This is a genomic window from Streptomyces sp. NPDC096013 (assembly GCF_044763565.1).
Taxonomy (GTDB): Bacteria; Actinomycetota; Actinomycetes; order Streptomycetales; family Streptomycetaceae; genus Streptomyces.
The window spans coordinates 17,781-34,935 of the sequence record NZ_JBIWGK010000032.1; the positions used below are offsets into that span (position 1 = coordinate 17,781).

Annotated in this window: 15 protein-coding genes; 7 read left to right on the forward strand and 8 right to left on the reverse strand. The window is 67.7% G+C overall.

The annotated features are described in order from the left end of the window. Positions 1 to 16: 16 nt before the first annotated feature. Positions 17 to 349 (reverse strand): hypothetical protein, encoded by a 333-nt coding sequence (locus ACIRB1_RS46185; protein ID WP_403469974.1) that lies wholly within the window; start codon positions 347 to 349, stop codon positions 17 to 19. Positions 350 to 563: 214 nt separating this feature from the next. On the opposite strand from ACIRB1_RS46185, the gene ACIRB1_RS46190 reads away from it, so the two are divergent. Beyond that, entirely contained in the window at positions 564 to 1,463 is a 900-nt protein-coding gene (locus ACIRB1_RS46190; RefSeq protein ID WP_403469975.1) for a hypothetical protein, read from the forward strand. 97 nt (positions 1,464 to 1,560) lie between these two features. Here the strand turns inward: ACIRB1_RS46190 and ACIRB1_RS46195 are convergent, their stop codons facing one another. Continuing rightward, on the reverse strand, positions 1,561 to 2,016 hold the full coding sequence (locus tag ACIRB1_RS46195) for a YqaJ viral recombinase family protein (protein WP_403469976.1): 456 nt from the start codon (positions 2,014 to 2,016) through the stop codon (positions 1,561 to 1,563). 86 nt (positions 2,017 to 2,102) lie between these two features. Then, positions 2,103 to 2,396 (reverse strand): helix-turn-helix domain-containing protein, encoded by a 294-nt coding sequence (locus ACIRB1_RS46200; RefSeq protein WP_403469977.1) that lies wholly within the window; start codon positions 2,394 to 2,396, stop codon positions 2,103 to 2,105. Positions 2,397 to 2,547: 151 nt separating this feature from the next. Between ACIRB1_RS46200 and ACIRB1_RS46205 the strand changes: the two genes are divergently transcribed. Next, complete coding sequence (locus tag ACIRB1_RS46205) at positions 2,548 to 3,021, forward strand: helix-turn-helix domain-containing protein (RefSeq protein WP_403469978.1); 474 nt, start codon at positions 2,548 to 2,550, stop codon at positions 3,019 to 3,021. Positions 3,022 to 3,141: 120 nt separating this feature from the next. Beyond that, positions 3,142 to 4,194: a hypothetical protein gene (locus ACIRB1_RS46210; protein ID WP_403469979.1), complete on the forward strand. Its 1,053-nt coding sequence runs from the start codon at positions 3,142 to 3,144 to the stop codon at positions 4,192 to 4,194. A 608-nt stretch (positions 4,195 to 4,802) separates the two neighbouring features. On the opposite strand, the gene ACIRB1_RS46215 is transcribed toward ACIRB1_RS46210, so the two are convergent. The 5 genes from ACIRB1_RS46215 to ACIRB1_RS46235 form a co-directional block, all read right to left on the reverse strand. Beyond that, positions 4,803 to 5,783 (reverse strand): aldo/keto reductase, encoded by a 981-nt coding sequence (locus ACIRB1_RS46215; protein ID WP_403469980.1) that lies wholly within the window; start codon positions 5,781 to 5,783, stop codon positions 4,803 to 4,805. A gap of 122 nt (positions 5,784 to 5,905) precedes the next feature. Beyond that, entirely contained in the window at positions 5,906 to 7,621 is a 1,716-nt protein-coding gene (gene cmlS / locus ACIRB1_RS46220) for a chloramphenicol-biosynthetic FADH2-dependent halogenase CmlS (protein WP_403469982.1), read from the reverse strand. 121 nt (positions 7,622 to 7,742) lie between these two features. Continuing rightward, on the reverse strand, positions 7,743 to 9,188 hold the full coding sequence (locus ACIRB1_RS46225) for a fatty acid--CoA ligase family protein (RefSeq protein WP_403469983.1): 1,446 nt from the start codon (positions 9,186 to 9,188) through the stop codon (positions 7,743 to 7,745). After that, entirely contained in the window at positions 9,189 to 9,878 is a 690-nt protein-coding gene (locus ACIRB1_RS46230; protein ID WP_403469984.1) for an SDR family NAD(P)-dependent oxidoreductase, read from the reverse strand. 26 nt (positions 9,879 to 9,904) lie between these two features. Continuing rightward, complete coding sequence (locus ACIRB1_RS46235) at positions 9,905 to 10,210, reverse strand: hypothetical protein (RefSeq protein ID WP_356586970.1); 306 nt, start codon at positions 10,208 to 10,210, stop codon at positions 9,905 to 9,907. A gap of 269 nt (positions 10,211 to 10,479) precedes the next feature. On the opposite strand from ACIRB1_RS46235, the gene ACIRB1_RS46240 reads away from it, so the two are divergent. From ACIRB1_RS46240 to ACIRB1_RS46255, 4 genes are read left to right on the forward strand one after another with little or no spacing between them, the layout of a single operon-like run. Next, complete coding sequence (locus ACIRB1_RS46240) at positions 10,480 to 11,499, forward strand: diiron oxygenase (protein ID WP_403469985.1); 1,020 nt, start codon at positions 10,480 to 10,482, stop codon at positions 11,497 to 11,499. Beyond that, positions 11,496 to 12,683: a hypothetical protein gene (locus ACIRB1_RS46245; RefSeq protein WP_403469986.1), complete on the forward strand. Its 1,188-nt coding sequence runs from the start codon at positions 11,496 to 11,498 to the stop codon at positions 12,681 to 12,683. The genes ACIRB1_RS46240 and ACIRB1_RS46245 overlap by 4 nt, the downstream gene beginning before the upstream one ends. After that, positions 12,658 to 15,513, forward strand: a complete 2,856-nt coding sequence (locus tag ACIRB1_RS46250) for an AMP-binding protein (RefSeq protein ID WP_403469987.1) — start codon at positions 12,658 to 12,660, stop codon at positions 15,511 to 15,513. Before ACIRB1_RS46245 ends, ACIRB1_RS46250 begins: the two co-directional genes overlap by 26 nt. A 22-nt stretch (positions 15,514 to 15,535) precedes the next feature. After that, entirely contained in the window at positions 15,536 to 17,131 is a 1,596-nt protein-coding gene (locus ACIRB1_RS46255; RefSeq protein ID WP_403469988.1) for an MBL fold metallo-hydrolase, read from the forward strand. The last annotated feature ends 24 nt before the right edge of the window (positions 17,132 to 17,155 follow it).

Here is a 17,155-nt window from a genome sequence, read left to right on the forward strand (position 1 = left end):
CACCCAGTACCTCGGCTCAGAGTTCCAAGGCGAAGCCCGTCGAACACTGGATGGAGCAGGTGTCGAAACCGATCGGAGTGCCGTCGAAGCCGAGATAGACGGGATTGCCCGTGAGGATCTCGATCATCTCCGGGGACACGGAGAACACGTTGAGTTCCAGGTCCAGGCCGTTGAACGTCGGACAGCCCCGTTTGAAGCCGCAGACTTTGCCATTCGCGGCTTTGTACTGGATGTCGTCACCATCGTCCGAATTGACGTTCATGGCCAAGGTGCTGAAACACTCGAAGACGAACCCGTTGTCTTCACCGCAGACAGGGTTACCACACTGGTCGAGGCGCGTGATGCGCATCACATCGGCATTCGCAATTAGTGGACAGGACATGCCCAAGGACTCCTGACGTCTCGCAGAAGTCCGGCCCACAACCAGCGACGAAGCACATTTTAGACGCGCCGCATGCAACTTGGCTTGCGTCAACAGCGTTGATACTTGTGACGGGCAGTCCTGGTGGTGGTGCACCGGAACGTCCCTGCCCGTCACCCCTTACCTGTGAAGGAGAACGGCTGTGGCCGACGCTGCGGCATCCCCTGCGCCGGATGCATGCAAGCCCCGGAAGCGGAGCGCGGACGCTCAACAACTTGAGGCCGACTTCCGAGCGGAGATAGCCCGAAGAGGCGGAACCGTGGAAGGCGACTACGTCGGCGTTGCTAAACCAATCCAGGTGCAGTGCGCCAGCGGTCACGTCAGCTACCCGCAACCAAGGTCCGCGCTGAAGGGACATGGATGCGTGGCCTGCGCCGGTAGGGAGACGGGCAGATCAGAGTCCCGGTTCCGTGAGGCTGTCACGGTCCTGGGCGCTGAGGTCATCGGCCCGTACATCGCGGTCGGCAAACCCATCGTCATTCGCTGTGCGAACGGACATGAATCCCGGCCAATCCCGAAGAACGTGCTGAACGGTCAGGGGGTCTGCGGCATGTGCGCGCGGAACGCCCCGGGCATGACCGAGGCACAGTTCCGCCTGACTGTTGCGGACTTGGGGGGCGAGGTTCTCGGGCCGTTCCTCAACGTGAACACGCCGATCCTGATTCGTTGCCGAAACGGCCACCAGGGTTACCCGCGTCCTGCGGACGTGCAGCGCGGCATCGGCATCTGCAACGCGTGCCACGGCAAGACCTGGGACGTGTTCTATACGGTTGTCGACGACATTCGGGACATCCTGAAGTTCGGCATCACCTCGGGTGACTCCCGGTGGCGACTCAACTGCCACAAGGCGGATGGGTTTGACCGGGTGGTGAGGTTGCACGAGAAGCTGCCGGAGGGGGTGGCAAGGGAGTTGGAGAACCACGTGAGGTTCACTCTCCGAGACGCGGGCGAGCATCCGGTGAGGGGTCGTGAGTACTTCCCCTCCCGGGTGCTGCCGGTCGTCCTGGATGTCGTGGACAACCACCCGGCCGTCGCACGCTAGAGCAGCGGCCGCATCCCGACGAGCAAGCAGCACCCGACCGGAAGCGTCGAACCCGGCGCCCGCCCGACGGCACAGCCGGGCCCCCAGCCTGCCGTGATCAGCCCACCAAGCCGAAACGGCCCGCCAGTTCAGCTGACGGGCCTCCGCGAAAGATCGCGGCTACGGCTCTGCCTTCTCCGCATGGATGCCACGCATGCTCTCGACCAAGATCTTCGCGAGTTCGAGATCTCCGCTTCGTGAACATGTACGCGATGAAGTCCTCTATTTCGAGACCGACTTCGGCGTACTCACTCAGCTCAGCGTCCATCGGCACGGGACGGCCGTGCTTCTCCTCGAACACGTGCCGGGGGCCCTGGTACTTGTTGAGGCCGAGGATCTTCGCGACCTCGGAGCCGCCGATGCCGCTGCGGCGGACCTCTTCCCAACGGCTGCGGTAGTCGGAGTCGTCCAGGTCGCCGGCGGGCAGGATCAGCCGCGCGGTCGGAGCCCCGTATGCGAGGTCATCCGACGAGGTCTCAGCCGGGGTCCACGGTTGTGTAGCCTGTGGGACCAACGTTCCTTCTCCTTCGTGGGTTCGTTCGGGGAATTGAGGCCGTCGAGCTCTAGCCAGCTCGGCGGCCTCGTTGTTTGCGGGCGTCCTCACGACGCCCTCCGGGGCGCGGCCATGGGCGGCTCGTCGTCGAGCCGGGGCACGCCGTTGCTGGGTTGCAGATCCGAGACCGAGCAGCCGATGACGCGCGCCATTGCGCGCAGTCGCTCGCAGTTCGCGTTGCGACGGCCCGCCTCGATGTCACACATCAGCTGGAAGCTGAATCCGCACTGCTCAGCCAGCGCCTTCTGTGTCAGTCCGGCGTTCTCGCGTGCTCGTGTCACCGCCTCCGGCGAGTGATGGAGGGGCGCGCCTTTGCGACGTCGCATGCGGTTGGTGTTCACGTACGCAGTCTATGCGTAGTGTCGCGTAGTGCGAACATTTCGCGCGCAGTTTGCAGTGGGTGTGACCTCAGTCACACGATCACCTGTCAACCTCTGCCATTGCGTGCCACCGTGTAGCGAACTACTGCGTAGTTATGCGAACCTTCACCGCATGAACGCGCAGACACCCGAGCCCCCCGCCGAGGCGGCGCTCATCAAGGAGGCTCTTCGCCGAGCCCGCCTATCAGGGCGGGAAGCGGCGCGACGAGCGGGACTGAGCGAGACCCGCTGGCGGCAGATCGTCAACGGCTACCAGGACGTCGGAGGCGTACGCATCCCTGTGAACGCACCCGACGAGACACTCGTGCGCATGGCGCAAGTGGTCAGCGTCAGCTCCGATCAGCTCCGCCAGGCAGGCCGCGGCACCGCCGCGGAACTCCTCGACGAACTCGCCGCCCCGCCGACGCCGGCGAGCGCGCCAGGAGCAGCCGACAGCAATGCCCAGATCGAGGCGATCACCGCACTACTGGCCACCCTCAGCCCCGAGGCGCGAGAGCAGGTGCTGAGTCGATTCAATCGCCCAGCAGCCAGTGACGCCGACCTCGCGCCGTCCTCGGAGAACTCCCGGCCCCGCAAGGTCAGTTGACATATGACATGTTCGTGAGTAACTCTATTGTTACGGTCCAAGATCACAGTGGAAACCGGTTACCGAGAAGTACGATCATTGCCCCCTAGATCGAACGCGCGTTCTGATTAGGGGGCATACGTGACTCACGTTCTCTTATCCGGTGTACTGGGTGCGGCAGTCCTGGCCCTGGTTCTGATGCACAAGAGCCAGCAGAAACTGGCTTCACGCCTGGCAAAGATCGAAGCCGAGCTCGCCGCGGAGAAGATCGCTCGCCTCACGCAGCAACTGGTTCCGCCCGCCCTACCGGCGGAAGAGGTACCCGCCGAACCTGCGCGCCGCAAACGCCATCTCGCTCTTTACATCGGCGGCGGGGTAGCTGCAATCGTCAGCTCGCTCGGCGCGCGTCTGCGCTCCGTGTGGAAGCGAAGCCCCGCCCTCGCAACGACCGGCACCATCGCCGTCGTCGCCGTAGCATCCACCGCTGCGGCCTTATGCCTCCCCACAAACGGCACCACGACGGACACCCCCGACGCTCCGCAGCCCGCCGCCGTTTCGGACCCACCCCACGCCGAAGTCTCCGCGACCCCTGACACCCCGCCTGGGACCAGCCTGACGGACGACAACAGAGCGGCCTCCAACGACACCCCGTACAAGATCACCGACGACAGCAACTTCAAGGTGCTGAGATCCGGCGCGGAGGAACCGTCAGACCCCGCCTTCAGCAACGAAACGGAACACCCCGGCAAGAATGCCGACCAGCTCTCGGAGCCGATTCGGCCGACCACACCGGGGCCGAACCCCAGCGACCCGCAGCCGAGCCCCAGCGACGCGGAGCCAGACCCCAGCGACCCGGAACCGAGCCCCAGCGACCCCGAGCCGGCGGCGCCTCTGTCTCTCACGGTCGGGCCAGTGAGACTCGCAGACACAGAGAAACGATGGTGTGAGGACGTGACCGCGGAGTTCCGCAACACCGGCGGCTCACCGGCGACTTCCGGCACGGTCACCTTCGGAACGCACATCCTCGACCTGTTCGGCACAGACTGGGCAACGATCAAGCAGACCCAGGACCTGCCCGCCCCGATCCCGGCTGGCAGCGAAAGTGAACACACGTGGACGCTGTGCGTCGACGCCTGGCGCGTCCCGCCCGGCTGGCACATCGACACCCTGGACGTCACCGCAGTGCTGAACTAGCGGAGTGCCCGAAGGGCGGCCTCGGCCCGATCTCACCGGCAGGCCATACGTCCAACTAGACCGTCAGAGTGGGCAGTTTTCACTTCGGGCGAGCAACGGGCGAGCTAACGATCTTGACGGATGCAAAAAGGCCCCCGCCTCAGCGGGGGCCTGGTCATCATCGCAGGTAGAAACGGTTCTGCCTGGGCAGCGAGTGGTGGGGCGGGTGGGACTCGAACCCACGGCCGACGGATTATGAGTCCTTTGAGGATCTTGGCGGTCCTTGCCGATCAACGCTCATCATTGACGTTTTCGCAGGTCAGATGAGGTTATCCATGTTGGGGCTGGTCAGCCCTTGTCAGTCTGTTCCTGTCCTTGCGGCCTCAACGCGGCCTCAATCCGTCGTAACGCAGAAATGGTCCGGCCACACCAAGAGGTCGCCCCAGCTCAGACGAGGGCATCGAACCCGCCCGCAGCGGATTGCCCTTCCAGCGCGGAAGCTCCGCCCCTGTGACTCGGGCCAGGCCTCTCTGACCGCTGTCGCAGGCCAGAGGAATGCCAGGTCCCTCCTGACTCAGCACGCCCCTCACGGCGCCAGGCCGACGCCGACGGACAAACCGCGTCGAGCACTACGGGCGTTCCATCATCCGCATCTGCTCCTCCGTGTGATGCTCGCCCGCGGCGGGCGGGAGGGCGTCGAGCCGGGCGAGTTGCTCGCGGCTCAGCCGGACCTCGGTGGCCGCCACGTTTTCCTCGACGCGGGCGGCCCGTCGGCTGCCGGGGATCGGCACAACGTCGTCTCCCCGGGCGAGCAGCCAGGCGAGGGCGACCTGTGCCGGGGTGGCGCCGGACTCGGCGGCAACAGCTTCGATCTCGTCGACGATGTGCAGGTTCCGCGGGAGGTTCTCCGCAGTGAAGCGGGGATTGTCCGCCCGGAGGTCCAAGGCGTCGAAACACCCGGCCGAGCGGACGGTGCCGGTGAGGAAGCCGTGGCCGAGCGGCGAGTAGGCCACGAATCCGATGCCCAGTTCCCGCAGGACCGGCAGTACGGTCTCCTCCGGGTCGCGGGTCCACAGGGAATACTCGGACTGGACCGCGGTGATCGGGTGGACGGCGTGTGCGCGGCGGATCGTGGCGGGTCCCGCCTCGGAGAGACCGATGTGGCGAATCTTGCCCTCGGCGACCATGTCGGCAAGGGCGCCGACGGTGTCCTCGATAGGGGTATCGGGGTCGACGCGGTGCTGGTAGCAGAGGTCGATGTGGTCGGTCCCGAGCCGCCGCAGCGAACCCTCCACGGCGGTACGGACGTTCGCCGGGCTGCTGTCGAGCCGTCCCGTCCCGCCGCCCGCGTGGGAGACCAAGCCGAACTTCGTGGCGAGCACCACCTGGTTGCGACGGCCGCCGATCGCCCGGCCGACGAGCCGCTCGTTGGTGTAGGGCCCGTAGATCTCGGCGGTGTCGAGGAAAGTCGCACCAAGGTCGAGGGCGCGGTGCAGGGCACGGACGGAGCCCACTTCGTCCGAGCCGGAGCCCGTGTAGCCGAAGGACATGCCCATGGCCCCCAGGCCGATCCGGGAGACCTCCAGGTCCCGCAATTTCGTGTGCCTCATCGGACCGCTTCCTTGGGACGCGAGGGTGAGTGTGGGTGCCGCCGGGGCACCGTCCCGTCCGCTCCGGTGGAAGAGGGCGGAGGCGGAGGGGACAGTGCTGCCCGGCGGCAGCGCGGTGGCGGTCAGACCTCGTACTCGACGCCGACGCCGCCGAAGTGGAGCCGGCCCTGGACGTGGACCTTGTCGCCCTGCTCGTCGTAGCCGGTGAGGAGGCCCGCCTCCATGAGCCGCAGGACGATCTGCGTGCTCAGCTCCTGCTTGCCGACCGCGCCGAGGCGCTTGACCAGCGTCTTGTAGCCGAACTCCGCCTCGGCGAGGTCCTGGAAGATCTGGCGGGTGTCGTCGTCCATCGGGTACTGGGCCATGTCGAGCCCGTCCTCGTTGGCCAGGATCTCCCGCTGCTCCAGCCGGAAGCCGATCGGCTCGACGCGGTAGTGCGGCTTGAGCACGGCCTTGCCGCCGGTCCACTGGAAGCGGCTGATGCTGTTGAGCCGCTTGGTGAGGTCGCTGATCCAGCGGATCCGCGCCGCGTTCAGTTCGGCCTCGCTGAATTCGTCGCTGAGCTCGGGACGCTGGTGGCGGCCGATGGAGATCATCGTGGACGCGCGGTCGCGGAAGGAGGCCACGGTCCCGCCGGAGTCCTCGGGGCCGTTGCCCACCAGGCTCTCGAACCATTTCTTCCGGTTCAGACGGTCGTCGTCGGACTCGGTGATACGGCGCTTGCGCCAGAACTCGGAGTCGGGCTCGGTGAACGAGGCAAAGGTGTAGAAGGAGGCGAGGAACTGGTGGTACTGCTCGTAGGCCTCGCGGTAGGTGCGGTTGTACCAGGCGTGCACCGCGTCCTTCTCGCCGCCGTGGCGGGTGATGCGGTCGATGGCCGCGGCGGCTGAGACGGCCGACTGCGAGGCCAGGTGCACGCCTTGCGAGAACAGTGGGTCGGTGAAGCAGGCGGCGTCGCCGCAGAGAAAGAAGCGGTCGGCGGAGAACAGTTCGGTGTCGTAGGACCAGTCCTGGACGATCCGCACCTCGTCGACCTGTTCCGCGCCGTCGAGGATGTCCACGGCCTTGACGCATTTCGCGAGGGTGGTCGAGTAGAAGGCGTCGGCGCCCTGGTCGCGTACCTCGGCGGCCTTCGAGCGGTCGACGACCAGGCCGACGCTGTACAGGTCCTCCTTGACAGGGATCATCCAGACCCAGCCGTCCTCGAAGGTGATCGAGTACGTGGTGCCCTTCAGGTCCCCCTGGAAGGGGTCCTTCAGCCGGAAGTACGACCAGACCGCGAAGTTCCGGTAGAACTCGTCGTACTGGCGCACGCCGAGCTTGCGGGCGAGGGGGCCGCCGGAGCCGCCCGCGTCGATGACGAAGTCGCTCATGACGGTGATGCTTTCGCCTCCCTGGCGCACCGTCAGGGACACACGGTCCGGGTCGGACAGGTCCACGTCGGTGACGGGGGTTTCCTCGTGGACGGTTATCCCGCGGGTCCGGGCCTCGTCGAGGAGGAGCTGGTCGAATTCCTCGCGCTTCACCTGGACGGCGTGGTCGAAGACCCAGGGCGTGACCTTGGGAGCCGCGAAGGAGAAGGTCCAAGGGGCCTGGTCCTGGCCCCAGAGGAAGGTCGCCGACGGCTTCTTGACGTAGTTCTGCGCGTCGATCTTCTCCTGGAGACCGAGGCGGTTGAGGATCGACATCGTGCCGGGCAGGAGGGACTCACCGACGCGGTAGCGGGGGAAGGCGGACCGCTCGTAGATCGTGACGTCGTGGCCGAGCTTGTGCAGGGTGAGGCCCGCGACACTACCGGCCGGCCCTCCGCCGATGATCGCGACCTTCGCTTGTGCCATCACGTACTCCTTGGGACGAGGACGGGCTACTGTGACTGCGCGCCGGTGCGGCACGCGGAAAGCTGGGGGTGGGGCGCGGTCGTAAGGGATCGGCGCACGGGTGCGGGCGCGAGGAGGACGTTCACTCCTCGTCCGCGCCCGGCCGGGACCGCAGCTTCTTCAGGCGGTCCGACATCGCGATCGTGTCGACCACGTTGATCTTCGAAGGGACCTTGAACGGTTCGACCCGGCCGGCGAGGAACTCCGTCACATGCTTGCGCAGGGCCGCGCGGGTGAGCTCGCCGCTGGGCTTGATGTCCACGCACACCGCCTGGCCGGTGATCGCGTTGGGCCTCCCGTACACGACACAGTCCTCGATGAGGGGACTGCCCATGAGGACCGACTCGAGTTCCAGCGGGAGGAGTTTCTCGCCTCCGACGTTGACGACCTCCTTGGCCCGGCCCTTGATCCGGAGGTAGCCGTCGGCTGCCTCCTCGACCAGGTCGCCGGTCCTGAACCAGCGGTCCTCGGTCAGCGAGTCGTCGTCGTAGTTCAGATAGCCGAGGAACTGAGTCCGGCTTCTGAGCTGGAGTTCGCCGTCGACGATCCGGTACTCCACACCGGCGTCGGAGATCTTGAAGTACGTGCTGCTCGACGATTCGCTCGTGGTGGTGGCGATGCCGGTCTCGCTGGTGCCGAAGGTCTGGAGCAGCCGCACCCCCGGGAAGGTCCGGTGGACCCGGTCGAGCAGTTCGTCGGACATCGGCTCGGTGCCGTACGTGATCAGGCGCAGGCTGCTGAGGTCGTACGTGCGGTGGTAGCCGCCGACCATGATCAGGTTGAGGTAGGTCGGGCTCGTGGGGAGGACGAGGATCCGGTGGCGCTCGATCAGCGCGCAGATCTCGTCCGGGGTGCGGTAGCGGGGAAGGACCGCGGTGCCCCCGACGAGGAGCGTGCTGAGCAGGGAGTTGATGCCTCCGATGTGATCGAACATCAGCACCATGAGGATGGTGAGGGCGTTCGGCCGACGGCGCGGTCGCTTCTGGAGCTTCTCGCCGACGAGGACATCGAGACTGTGCAGGATGACCTTCGGTGCGCCGGTGCTGCCGCTGCTCAGCAGGACGAGTCCGGCAGCGCCCGGGTCGCCGAGCCGGGCGTGCACCGTGCCGGCGCCCTCAGCGGCGTCGGGGGCAGCGGCCTGGGCCGGACCGGCGCCGCCGGACCGGCCGGTGGAGGCGGCCGTCGGCTGCGCGAGGTCCCGGATCTCGACACCGGCCTCGGTCGTCCCGACCAGGTGACTCGGCCGGCAGTGCTCGGTGAGGGTGTCGAGCGTCGTGTCGGTGAGCGTGACCACCGGCACGACGACGTTCCTGTCCAGGAAGAGCGCGAACAGGGTGGCCACCGAGTCCGTCGAGTAGTCGCCATGGACGACCACGGTCTGCCGGGGCTTCACTCCGTGGAGTGCCAGCCGTTCCCGCGTGTCACGGATCCGCTTCAGGAGCTCCGCGTACGTGACGGCGGTCCCGCGGTCGAAGAGCGCCGTACGCGTGCCGAAGTCCTCGAACCTCCGCACCAGTTCGTCGCGCATTCAGTGCACACCCCCAAGAAAGAGAGTCTCGCCCGTGATGAACTCTGATTGCCGACCGATCAGGAACTCCACCGGTCCGACGATGTCGGCCGTCGTGCACTGGCGGGATATCGCCTGGCGCGCGATCAGGGTGTCGATCTTGGGCCGGGGTACGGTCCTCGTCAGCATGGTGTGAACGGGCGGAAGCCCGATCCCGTTCACCCTGATCCCGAACGTGGACAACTCCTTGCTCATCACGCGGACGAGTTGTTCGACCGCGCTCTTGCTGGCCGAGTAAGCGAGTTGTCCTTCTATGGCCCAGGGCACCGCGACCGTCGAGACATTCAGGATCGCGGAGGTCTGTTCCGTCGACTTCCGCAGCAGTTTGACCGCTTCTCTACAGCAGTTCAGCACGGCGAAGAAATTGATGTCGAATATCTTGCGGGAAACCTCGTCGGGGGTCGTCAAGAAGTGGTTCATCGACGAGGTTCCCGCATTGTTGACCAGTGCGTCGAGCTTTCCGTACTCCTGCCGGACACTCCGGAACATTCTTTTCGTCTGACCGAGGTCCGCGAGATCCGCCTCGTGGTGCCGGTAGCGGGGGTGATCGATGGTCGATGGCCTTCTGCTGCACCCGACGACGTCATGCCCGGCCTCCAGGAAGTGCTCCGCCAGGGCCTTTCCGATGCCGGTCCGGGTGCCGGTGATCATGAGGATCATGAGAGCGACGACCTGTGCTAACCACGCACGCCGGCGAGTTCCAGTTCTTCCTCGATGAATCCGACCAGCCTGCGGACGCTGCTGAACGGACTCACCCGGCGGGACACGGCCTTCTCGGACGTGAGCGAGACCTCCGCGCCGAACTCGTCCTCGATGTTCTCCTCGACCAGCGAGAGGAAGGCCACCAGGTACATCGATTCGAAGACACCGGAATCACCGTACAGACACAAGTCGAGCACACGATCGGTGGGAATCTTCTCCTCGCGCGTCAGATTGATCTCGTCGAGCGCCGCCACAACGACGCTTTGGATTCGCTCCGTCACCTTCAGGCCTCCCGTCCAGCACAAAAGTCAAGAACAGCTGACATCGACGGCCCAGTGATGCTCCGGACGTGGCCGACGCCTGGATTTTTATGTCATACGTGCCCAGCTCACGCAAGGCGTTCAGACTGTGCAACTGTCCCGTTCCTTCAGTTGCACAGGGTGGTTATCTGCACGCTCTTGCGAGCGGCGATCGATGTCCACAGAATTCGAGAACGCCGGACCCGGGAAAGGGCCGAGTTCGCAAAGCGGAGCGAAGGAAGGGGTGGGCCATGCGCGACCACACGGACAAGAAATCCGGCGCGGCCGGGCACGATGACAGGTACGTCCAGGTCGGCGGACTACCGGCATTCGACCCGGGCGACCCCGCCGAGAACGCGGTCATCAACCGGCTCGTCGGGAACTGGCACCGGCGGGCGGCCGTGAAGCGCGAGGAGCCTGACGTCTACGCCCTTTTCGATCCCGGTCGCCCGGACTTCCGCGAGGACATGGTCCCTTTCCGGTCGCACCCGATCTGGGATCGCCTCTCCGACGAGACCCGATCCCGTCTGCTGAGCTGGGGCTGGGTGGCGTACAACCGGAACACGGTCCTGGTCGAGCAGCGGATCGCCAACCCGGCCTTCGAACTGGTCATCGGCGGCGCGTACCCCGGTCTCGGCGGCCAGCAGCTGGAGCTCGCCGTCGCGCAGGCCATGGTGGACGAGCAGTACCACACGCTCATGCACATCAACGGCAGCGCGGTGACGCGGCGGATGCGCCGGAGCGACTTCTCCGACCGGGTGCTACCGGACTCGCACATCACCACGATCCACCAGGCACATCTGGACCGGTGCGAGGAACCGTGGCAGCGCAGCCTCACCACGCTGGGTTTCGCGACGGTCGCCGAGATCTCCATCAACGCGTACCTCGACCTCCTCGCCGACGACCAGCAGATCCAGGTCGTCAACTCCACCACGGTGAAGCTGCACAACCGCGACGAGTACTGCCATGCCTCGATCTCCGGCGAGATGATGAAGCAGGTGTACGAGGCACTCCCGGCCGATCGGCGCCGTTTTCTCCTGGAGAAGGTCGTGGCGGGTCTGGAGGCCTTCGTCGCCCCCGACTTCACGACCTGGGAGACGATCGTCGCGTTCGAAGGCGTACCGGACTGGGAGAAGGCCGCCGCCGAGGTACGCGAGGCGCAGGGCGGCACCCACCTCGTCCAGGACCATTCGGGGATCCACACCCTCCTGACGGAGATGGACGTCCTCGACCAGGTCGAGTTCGCCTGGGGCACGACGGTGGCCCGGTGACCGGCCCCCACGGGACAGCGGCGCGCACCGGCCTGCGCCCCGCCGCCATCGCCGTGCGCGACATCTACAGCTTCCTCGCCGATCTCGGTATGGACTGCGACGTCAACCCCTGCACGGCCTTCGTCGGCACCGTCGAGCCCGGGCGGGTCGAGGACCGCGACGGGTGGCGGGAGTTCGTGGGCCGGCTCGGGCTGTCCCGGGCCTTGGCGCACCTGGTCGACGTGGCGGAGGAGGACGTGGTCGTCACCCTCGCCCCGCAGCCGGAACAGGTCGAGGGCGGCGCGGACACGCTGGCGGATGTGGTCACCGCCTACCACAACAGCCACCCGCTGCGGCTCGACGAGGCAGTGCACCTCGCGTGCTGGCCGCACACGAACGGCGAGTACGTCGTCTTCGTCAAGTTCAGTCATCTGATCGTCGATCTGACCGATGTGGTCAGCCTGCTCCGGCACATCAGGGCCTATCTGTGCGGCGAGACCCCGGCGGGCCGGATCGGCGCCCGTTACCGCCACCACGAGCGGGCCCTGGAGCAGTACGCCGCCCTGCCGGCCGCCGACCCCGCGGAGGTCACCCGGGCTCTCGGCGACCTGCCCGCACCGGGCCGCAAGGGGATCCCGACGATCTCCGCGTCGACGGAGGACTGGCTCCCGCTCCGCGAGGGCGTCACCTTCGATGAACTGCTCAGCGCCGTCACCGCCGCCCTGCTCCCCGCCCTCGGCGGCGGCCTGGTCCTTCAGTACCCCTTCTCCCGCTGGGAGTTCGCGACGAAGGGCGGCTACTTCGTCGAGATCAAGCCGCTCGTCCTGCGGGCCGGGTCCGCCGCCGAGTACACCCCCGAGTACTTCGCGGACACCCGCCAGGCCCAGGAGTCGCTGGGCCGGTTCACGATGTCCGACCTCGATGCCTTCGCACGGGCGTTCACCAGCGGCCGGATGCCCCGCGTCGTCGTCTCCGACACCACGTTCATGCGTCCGGAACCGGACCGATGGCGCTGGGTCCCGGTACGCAGCGCGCGGGTCTTCGAGGATCTCAAGTTCCTCGCCGACCGGTCGTGGCCGGGCCCGCCGCTGTTGCGGATGCAGTACAAGCGCGGCTTCCTCTCCCCCGGAACCGCGGCCGAAGTCCTCGACCGACTCAAGCAGCGAATTGGAGCAAGTGGTGGAACTCTCGGACCTGTTGACTGACCTCTTCCGGCGCCATCGCGGACGGACCGCGCTGCGGACCGCGGGGCGGACCTGGACGTACGAGGAGCTCGACCGGGTCACGAGCGCCCTCGCCGGCCGGATCGACCGCGAGTGCCCCGCGGGCCGCCGCGTCCTGCTCTCCGGGGAGCACACGGCGGAAGCCGTGGTCTGGGCCCTCGCGGCGATGCGCAGCCACGCCGTTCACACCCCGATGAGCCCCGGCCTGCCTGCCGACCGGTTCGAGGAGTTCGCCGGCGTCGCGGACGCGGCACTCCTCGTCTGCTTCGACCGCCAGGCGCTGGAGCGAGCCGAGAAGGCCGGCCTCCGCGCCCTGCACGCCGGTGACGTGGGCCGGCCCACCGAGCCCGCGCCTGCGCCTGCGCCTGCGGAGCCGGCCCATTCCCGCATCGCCTACTCCATCTTCACCTCAGGTTCGACCGGCACCCCCAAGCTCGTCGACGTCGGGCACGGCGGTCTCCTCAACCTGTGCCGCTCCTTGCGGCGCCTGCTCGACATCACGCCGGACGACGAGGTCCTCCACTTCGCGTCGCTCTCGTTCGACGCCTCCATCAGTGAGATCCTCGGCACCCTGTACGCCGGGGCGACCCTCGTCGTCCCGGTCCGGGACCAGGCTTCGTGGCTGGGGTCCGTCTCACGGCACCTCGCCGCCCACGGCTGTGACCTGGCCATGCTTTCGCCGTCCGTCTACGCCCGGCTCGACGAGGCGGCGCGCCGCCGCATCCGCAAGGTGGAGTTCTGCGGCGAGGCCCTGGGCGAGAGCCAGTACCAGAAGGCGGCCCGGTACAGCCGCGTGTTCAACGCGTACGGCCCGACGGAGACCACCGTCTGTTTCTCCCTCGCCGAGCTGACGGAGTTCACCCCGACCATCGGCACCCCTCTCGACGGCTTCCGCGCCTTCGTCCGCGACCCCGAGACCGGCGAGCACGCCACGACGGGCACCGGCGAACTGGTCATCGTGGGCGACGGCGTGGCACTCGGCTACGCCGGCGGGAGCCCGGCCGAGAGCAAGGCGTTCGCCACGGTCGACGGCTCCCCCGCCTACGCCACCGGGGACGTCGTGACCCTCTCCGACGACGGTCACCTCGCGTACGTCGGACGGACGGACGAGCAGATCAAACGCCTCGGCCACCGGGTGAACCTCGCCCACGTCGAGTCCACGCTCGCCCACCACCTGGACCGGGCGGTGGCGCTCGTACGGCAGGGCGACACGATCCTGCTGGTCACGACCGTGGACGGTGACACCACGGAGGAGTCGTTGATGGGCCGGATCAGGGACCTGGTGCCCGTCTGGGAGGCGCCCGACCGGGTGGTGCTGGTCGACGCGCTCCCCCTGACCTCCGCCGGGAAAGTGGACCGGAACGTCCTGCGGGAGCAGCTCACGTCCCCGGTCGGCACCCTGGACGGGGACGCTGCGGAGCTGCGGCAGGTGCTCGACGTCGTGGCCGCCGTCCTGGGGCAGGAGATCGGCCCGGACACGTCGATCTTCGACGCGGGCGGCAGTTCCCTCGCCATGATCCAGGTGCAGGTCAAACTCTCCGAGACGTACGGCGAGGAGGCGGTCGAGGCCGCGTTCGCCGCGATGGAATACGACTTCGCTCCGGCCGCCTTTCTGCGCCACGTGCGGGGAGAGGCCGTCGCCCCGGCCGAGTCCGCGGTCGAGGCACTGCTGCGCCGGGTGGAGTCCGAGCTGGACGACCTGCGAGCCGAGCTGCCGGTGCTGCTCCACGACACCCCACACGAGCCGGTGCCGTGGGCCGGGTCCGGCGACCGGGTCGTGCTCCTCACCGGCGCGTCCGGTTTCATCGGGGGACACGTTCTGGACCGGCTGCTCCGCGCCGGCCGCCCCGTCCTGGTCGTCAGCACCGGCGATCCCGACCGGGTGCTGACCGAGCACCGCACCCGATTCGGGCGGAAGGCCGCCGACTACGCCCAGGTGCAGGCGATCTCCTACGAAGAACTGGAACGGTGGGTCGAACGGCGGCGCGGACCCGTCCTCGACGCGGTGGTGCACTGCGGCTACCAGGTCAACCACCTCCTGCCGCTGGAAAGCCACATGAGCGGCAGCGTACGCAACACGGCGCTGGTCGTCCGCGGCGCGGCGGCTCTGGGAGCCCGCTCCTTCGTCTTCCTCTCGGCCGCCTCAGCCGGGGCGGACTTCCTCCCCCTGTCGGCCGAGACCCTCATGGCCGTGGGTGACCCCTACTCGCGGTCGAAACTGATCAGCGAGGAGTACGTGAACACCCTCGCTGTCCTTGGATGTGCGGTCTCCCACTACCGGCCCGGTCTGGTCTACGGGCACCGGCCCGAGGACCACGGCTACCTCAAGGACGACTGGTTCACCGCTCTGATCGAGACCGCGCGCCGGGTGCACGCGATGCCCCGGCTCAGCGGCTACGTGCCGGTCTGCGACGTCGGCCCCCTGGCCGAGACCGTTCTCGGGGACCTGGCCGCGCGCCCGGGCGCGGCCGGCGGCCGATCCCGGGGCTCGGACTCCCGGTCGGCGGTCGTGGTCCACCGCACGTACGCGCTCGACGAGCTGCTGCACCACACCGGGCTCACGGAGTCGGACGTCCTGCCGCCCGCCGAATGGTTCGAACGAGTGCGGGACGGCGGAGACGTCCCCGCGCCGCTGCTGGCCGCCATGCAGGCCGCACTGAGCGGTCCGGGCTGGCCCTCCTCCTGCCGGGAGGTCGACCACGACATCCTCGGCCGGCTGCTCGGCACACCGCCGGACGCCCGGACCGGGGACGGGACGGGGACCGTCACCAAGGCCCAGAAGGGCGCCACCCACGTGTCGTCGTCGCGCTAGCAGGAACGGAGCCGTTGCCCCCATGCGCTATTCGTTACGTCAGGACATCGCGGTCGAGCCGGTCATCGCCGGCTGGTACGGCTGGTCGTACCTGCTGCCGCCGCAGTGCCTTGCCCGCTTCGTCCGCAACCGGTTCACCCGTATCGTCGAGAGTTACCTCGACGACCCGCAGGTCCACGCGGCGGCCGTCCGGCAGCGTCGGATGCACGGCGGCCCCTGGATCCACGCCCACGAGCACCGAGACGCCATCGAGGCCTGGTACCGGGACACGGCTCCCCGACGGGCCCGGCTGGACGAACTCTTCGAGGCGATCCGGCGGTTGGAGGAGGACATCCTGCCGCGCCACCACGGCGGGTGCCTCGACCCCGTCTACCAGGAGCTGCCGCAAGCCCTGGCCGGACGGGTGGAGGTGTTCTACGGCAGGGACAACCGCACGGCCGACTACCGCTTCATCGAACCTCTGATGTACGCGTCGGAGTACTACGACGAGTCGTGGCAGCAGGTGCGTTTCAGTCCCGTCACGCAGGACGCGCGCGAGTTCGCCCTCACGACGCCGATGCTGGAATACGGCCCGGAACAGCTGCTGGTCGACGTTCCCCTGAACTCCCCCCTGCTCGACACGGTCTTCCGCGGCGGTCTGAGCGGAGCCGAACTCGACGACCTGGCGGCGGAATTCGGGCTGCGAGGCGAGCGGGCCGCCCGGTTCGCCTCGTACTTCGAGCCCACCCCGCCGCCCGCCGCGGCATCCGCCGCTCCGCCGGCCGGCGACGCCGTCCTCGAATACGTGGGCCATGCCTGCGTCTTCGCCCGCCACCGGGGCACGACCTTCCTGGTGGACCCGGTGCTGAGCTATGGCGGCTACCCCGGCGGGGCGGAGAACCGGTTCACCTTCGCCAATCTGCCGGAGCGCATCGACCACCTGCTCATCACGCACAACCACCAGGACCACATGCTGTTCGAGACCCTCCTGCGGATCCGGCACCGGGTCGGCAGGGTCCTGGTCCCCAAGTCCGCCAACGCCAGTCTGGTGGACCCAGGACTCGGCGGCATCCTGCGCCGACTGGGCTTCACCGACGTCGTCGAGGTCGACGACCTGGAGACGCTGCACTGCGGCTCCGCCGAGGTCGTCGCCCTGCCCTTCCTGGGGGAACACGGCGATCTGCGGATCCGCAGCAAGACCGGCTGGCTGCTCCGGTTCGGGGAGCGTTCGATGCTATTCGCCGCCGACTCCACGAACATCTCGCCGACGATGTACACGAAGGTGGCCGAGGTGATCGGGTCGGTCGACACCGTCTTCATCGGCATGGAGAGCATGGGCGCCGCCGCGAGCTGGATCTACGGTCCGCTCTACGGCGAGCCGCTGGACCGCAGGACTGACCAGAGCCGGCGGCTCAACGGCTCCAACTTCCCGCAGGCGAGGGAGATCGTCGACGCTCTGGAGCCCGACGAGGTCTACGTGTACGCGATGGGCCTCGAACCCTGGATGGGCGTCGTGATGGCCATCGACTACGACGAGAGCCATCCGGCCATCGTCGACAGTGACCTGCTGGTGCGGCACGTCCGGGACAAGGGTGGCACCGCCGAACGGCTGCACCTCCGCCGGACGCTGCGCCTCTGAGCGGCGCCCGGGGCACCGCTTCCC

Excerpts from the sequence above, each read along its gene's own strand:
- ACIRB1_RS46185 (WP_403469974.1), bottom strand. The coding sequence starts at position 349 with ATGCGCATCACGCGCCTCGACCAGTGTGGTAACCCTGTCTGCGGTGAA.
- ACIRB1_RS46240 (WP_403469985.1), top strand. The coding sequence starts at position 10,480 with ATGCGCGACCACACGGACAAGAAATCCGGCGCGGCCGGGCACGATGAC.
- cmlS (WP_403469982.1), bottom strand. The coding sequence starts at position 7,621 with ATGGCACAAGCGAAGGTCGCGATCATCGGCGGAGGGCCGGCCGGTAGT.
- ACIRB1_RS46205 (WP_403469978.1), top strand. The coding sequence starts at position 2,548 with ATGAACGCGCAGACACCCGAGCCCCCCGCCGAGGCGGCGCTCATCAAG.
- ACIRB1_RS46230 (WP_403469984.1), bottom strand. The coding sequence starts at position 9,878 with ATGATCACCGGCACCCGGACCGGCATCGGAAAGGCCCTGGCGGAGCAC.
- ACIRB1_RS46255 (WP_403469988.1), top strand. The coding sequence starts at position 15,536 with ATGCGCTATTCGTTACGTCAGGACATCGCGGTCGAGCCGGTCATCGCC.
- ACIRB1_RS46215 (WP_403469980.1), bottom strand. The coding sequence starts at position 5,783 with ATGAGGCACACGAAATTGCGGGACCTGGAGGTCTCCCGGATCGGCCTG.
- ACIRB1_RS46225 (WP_403469983.1), bottom strand. The coding sequence starts at position 9,188 with ATGCGCGACGAACTGGTGCGGAGGTTCGAGGACTTCGGCACGCGTACG.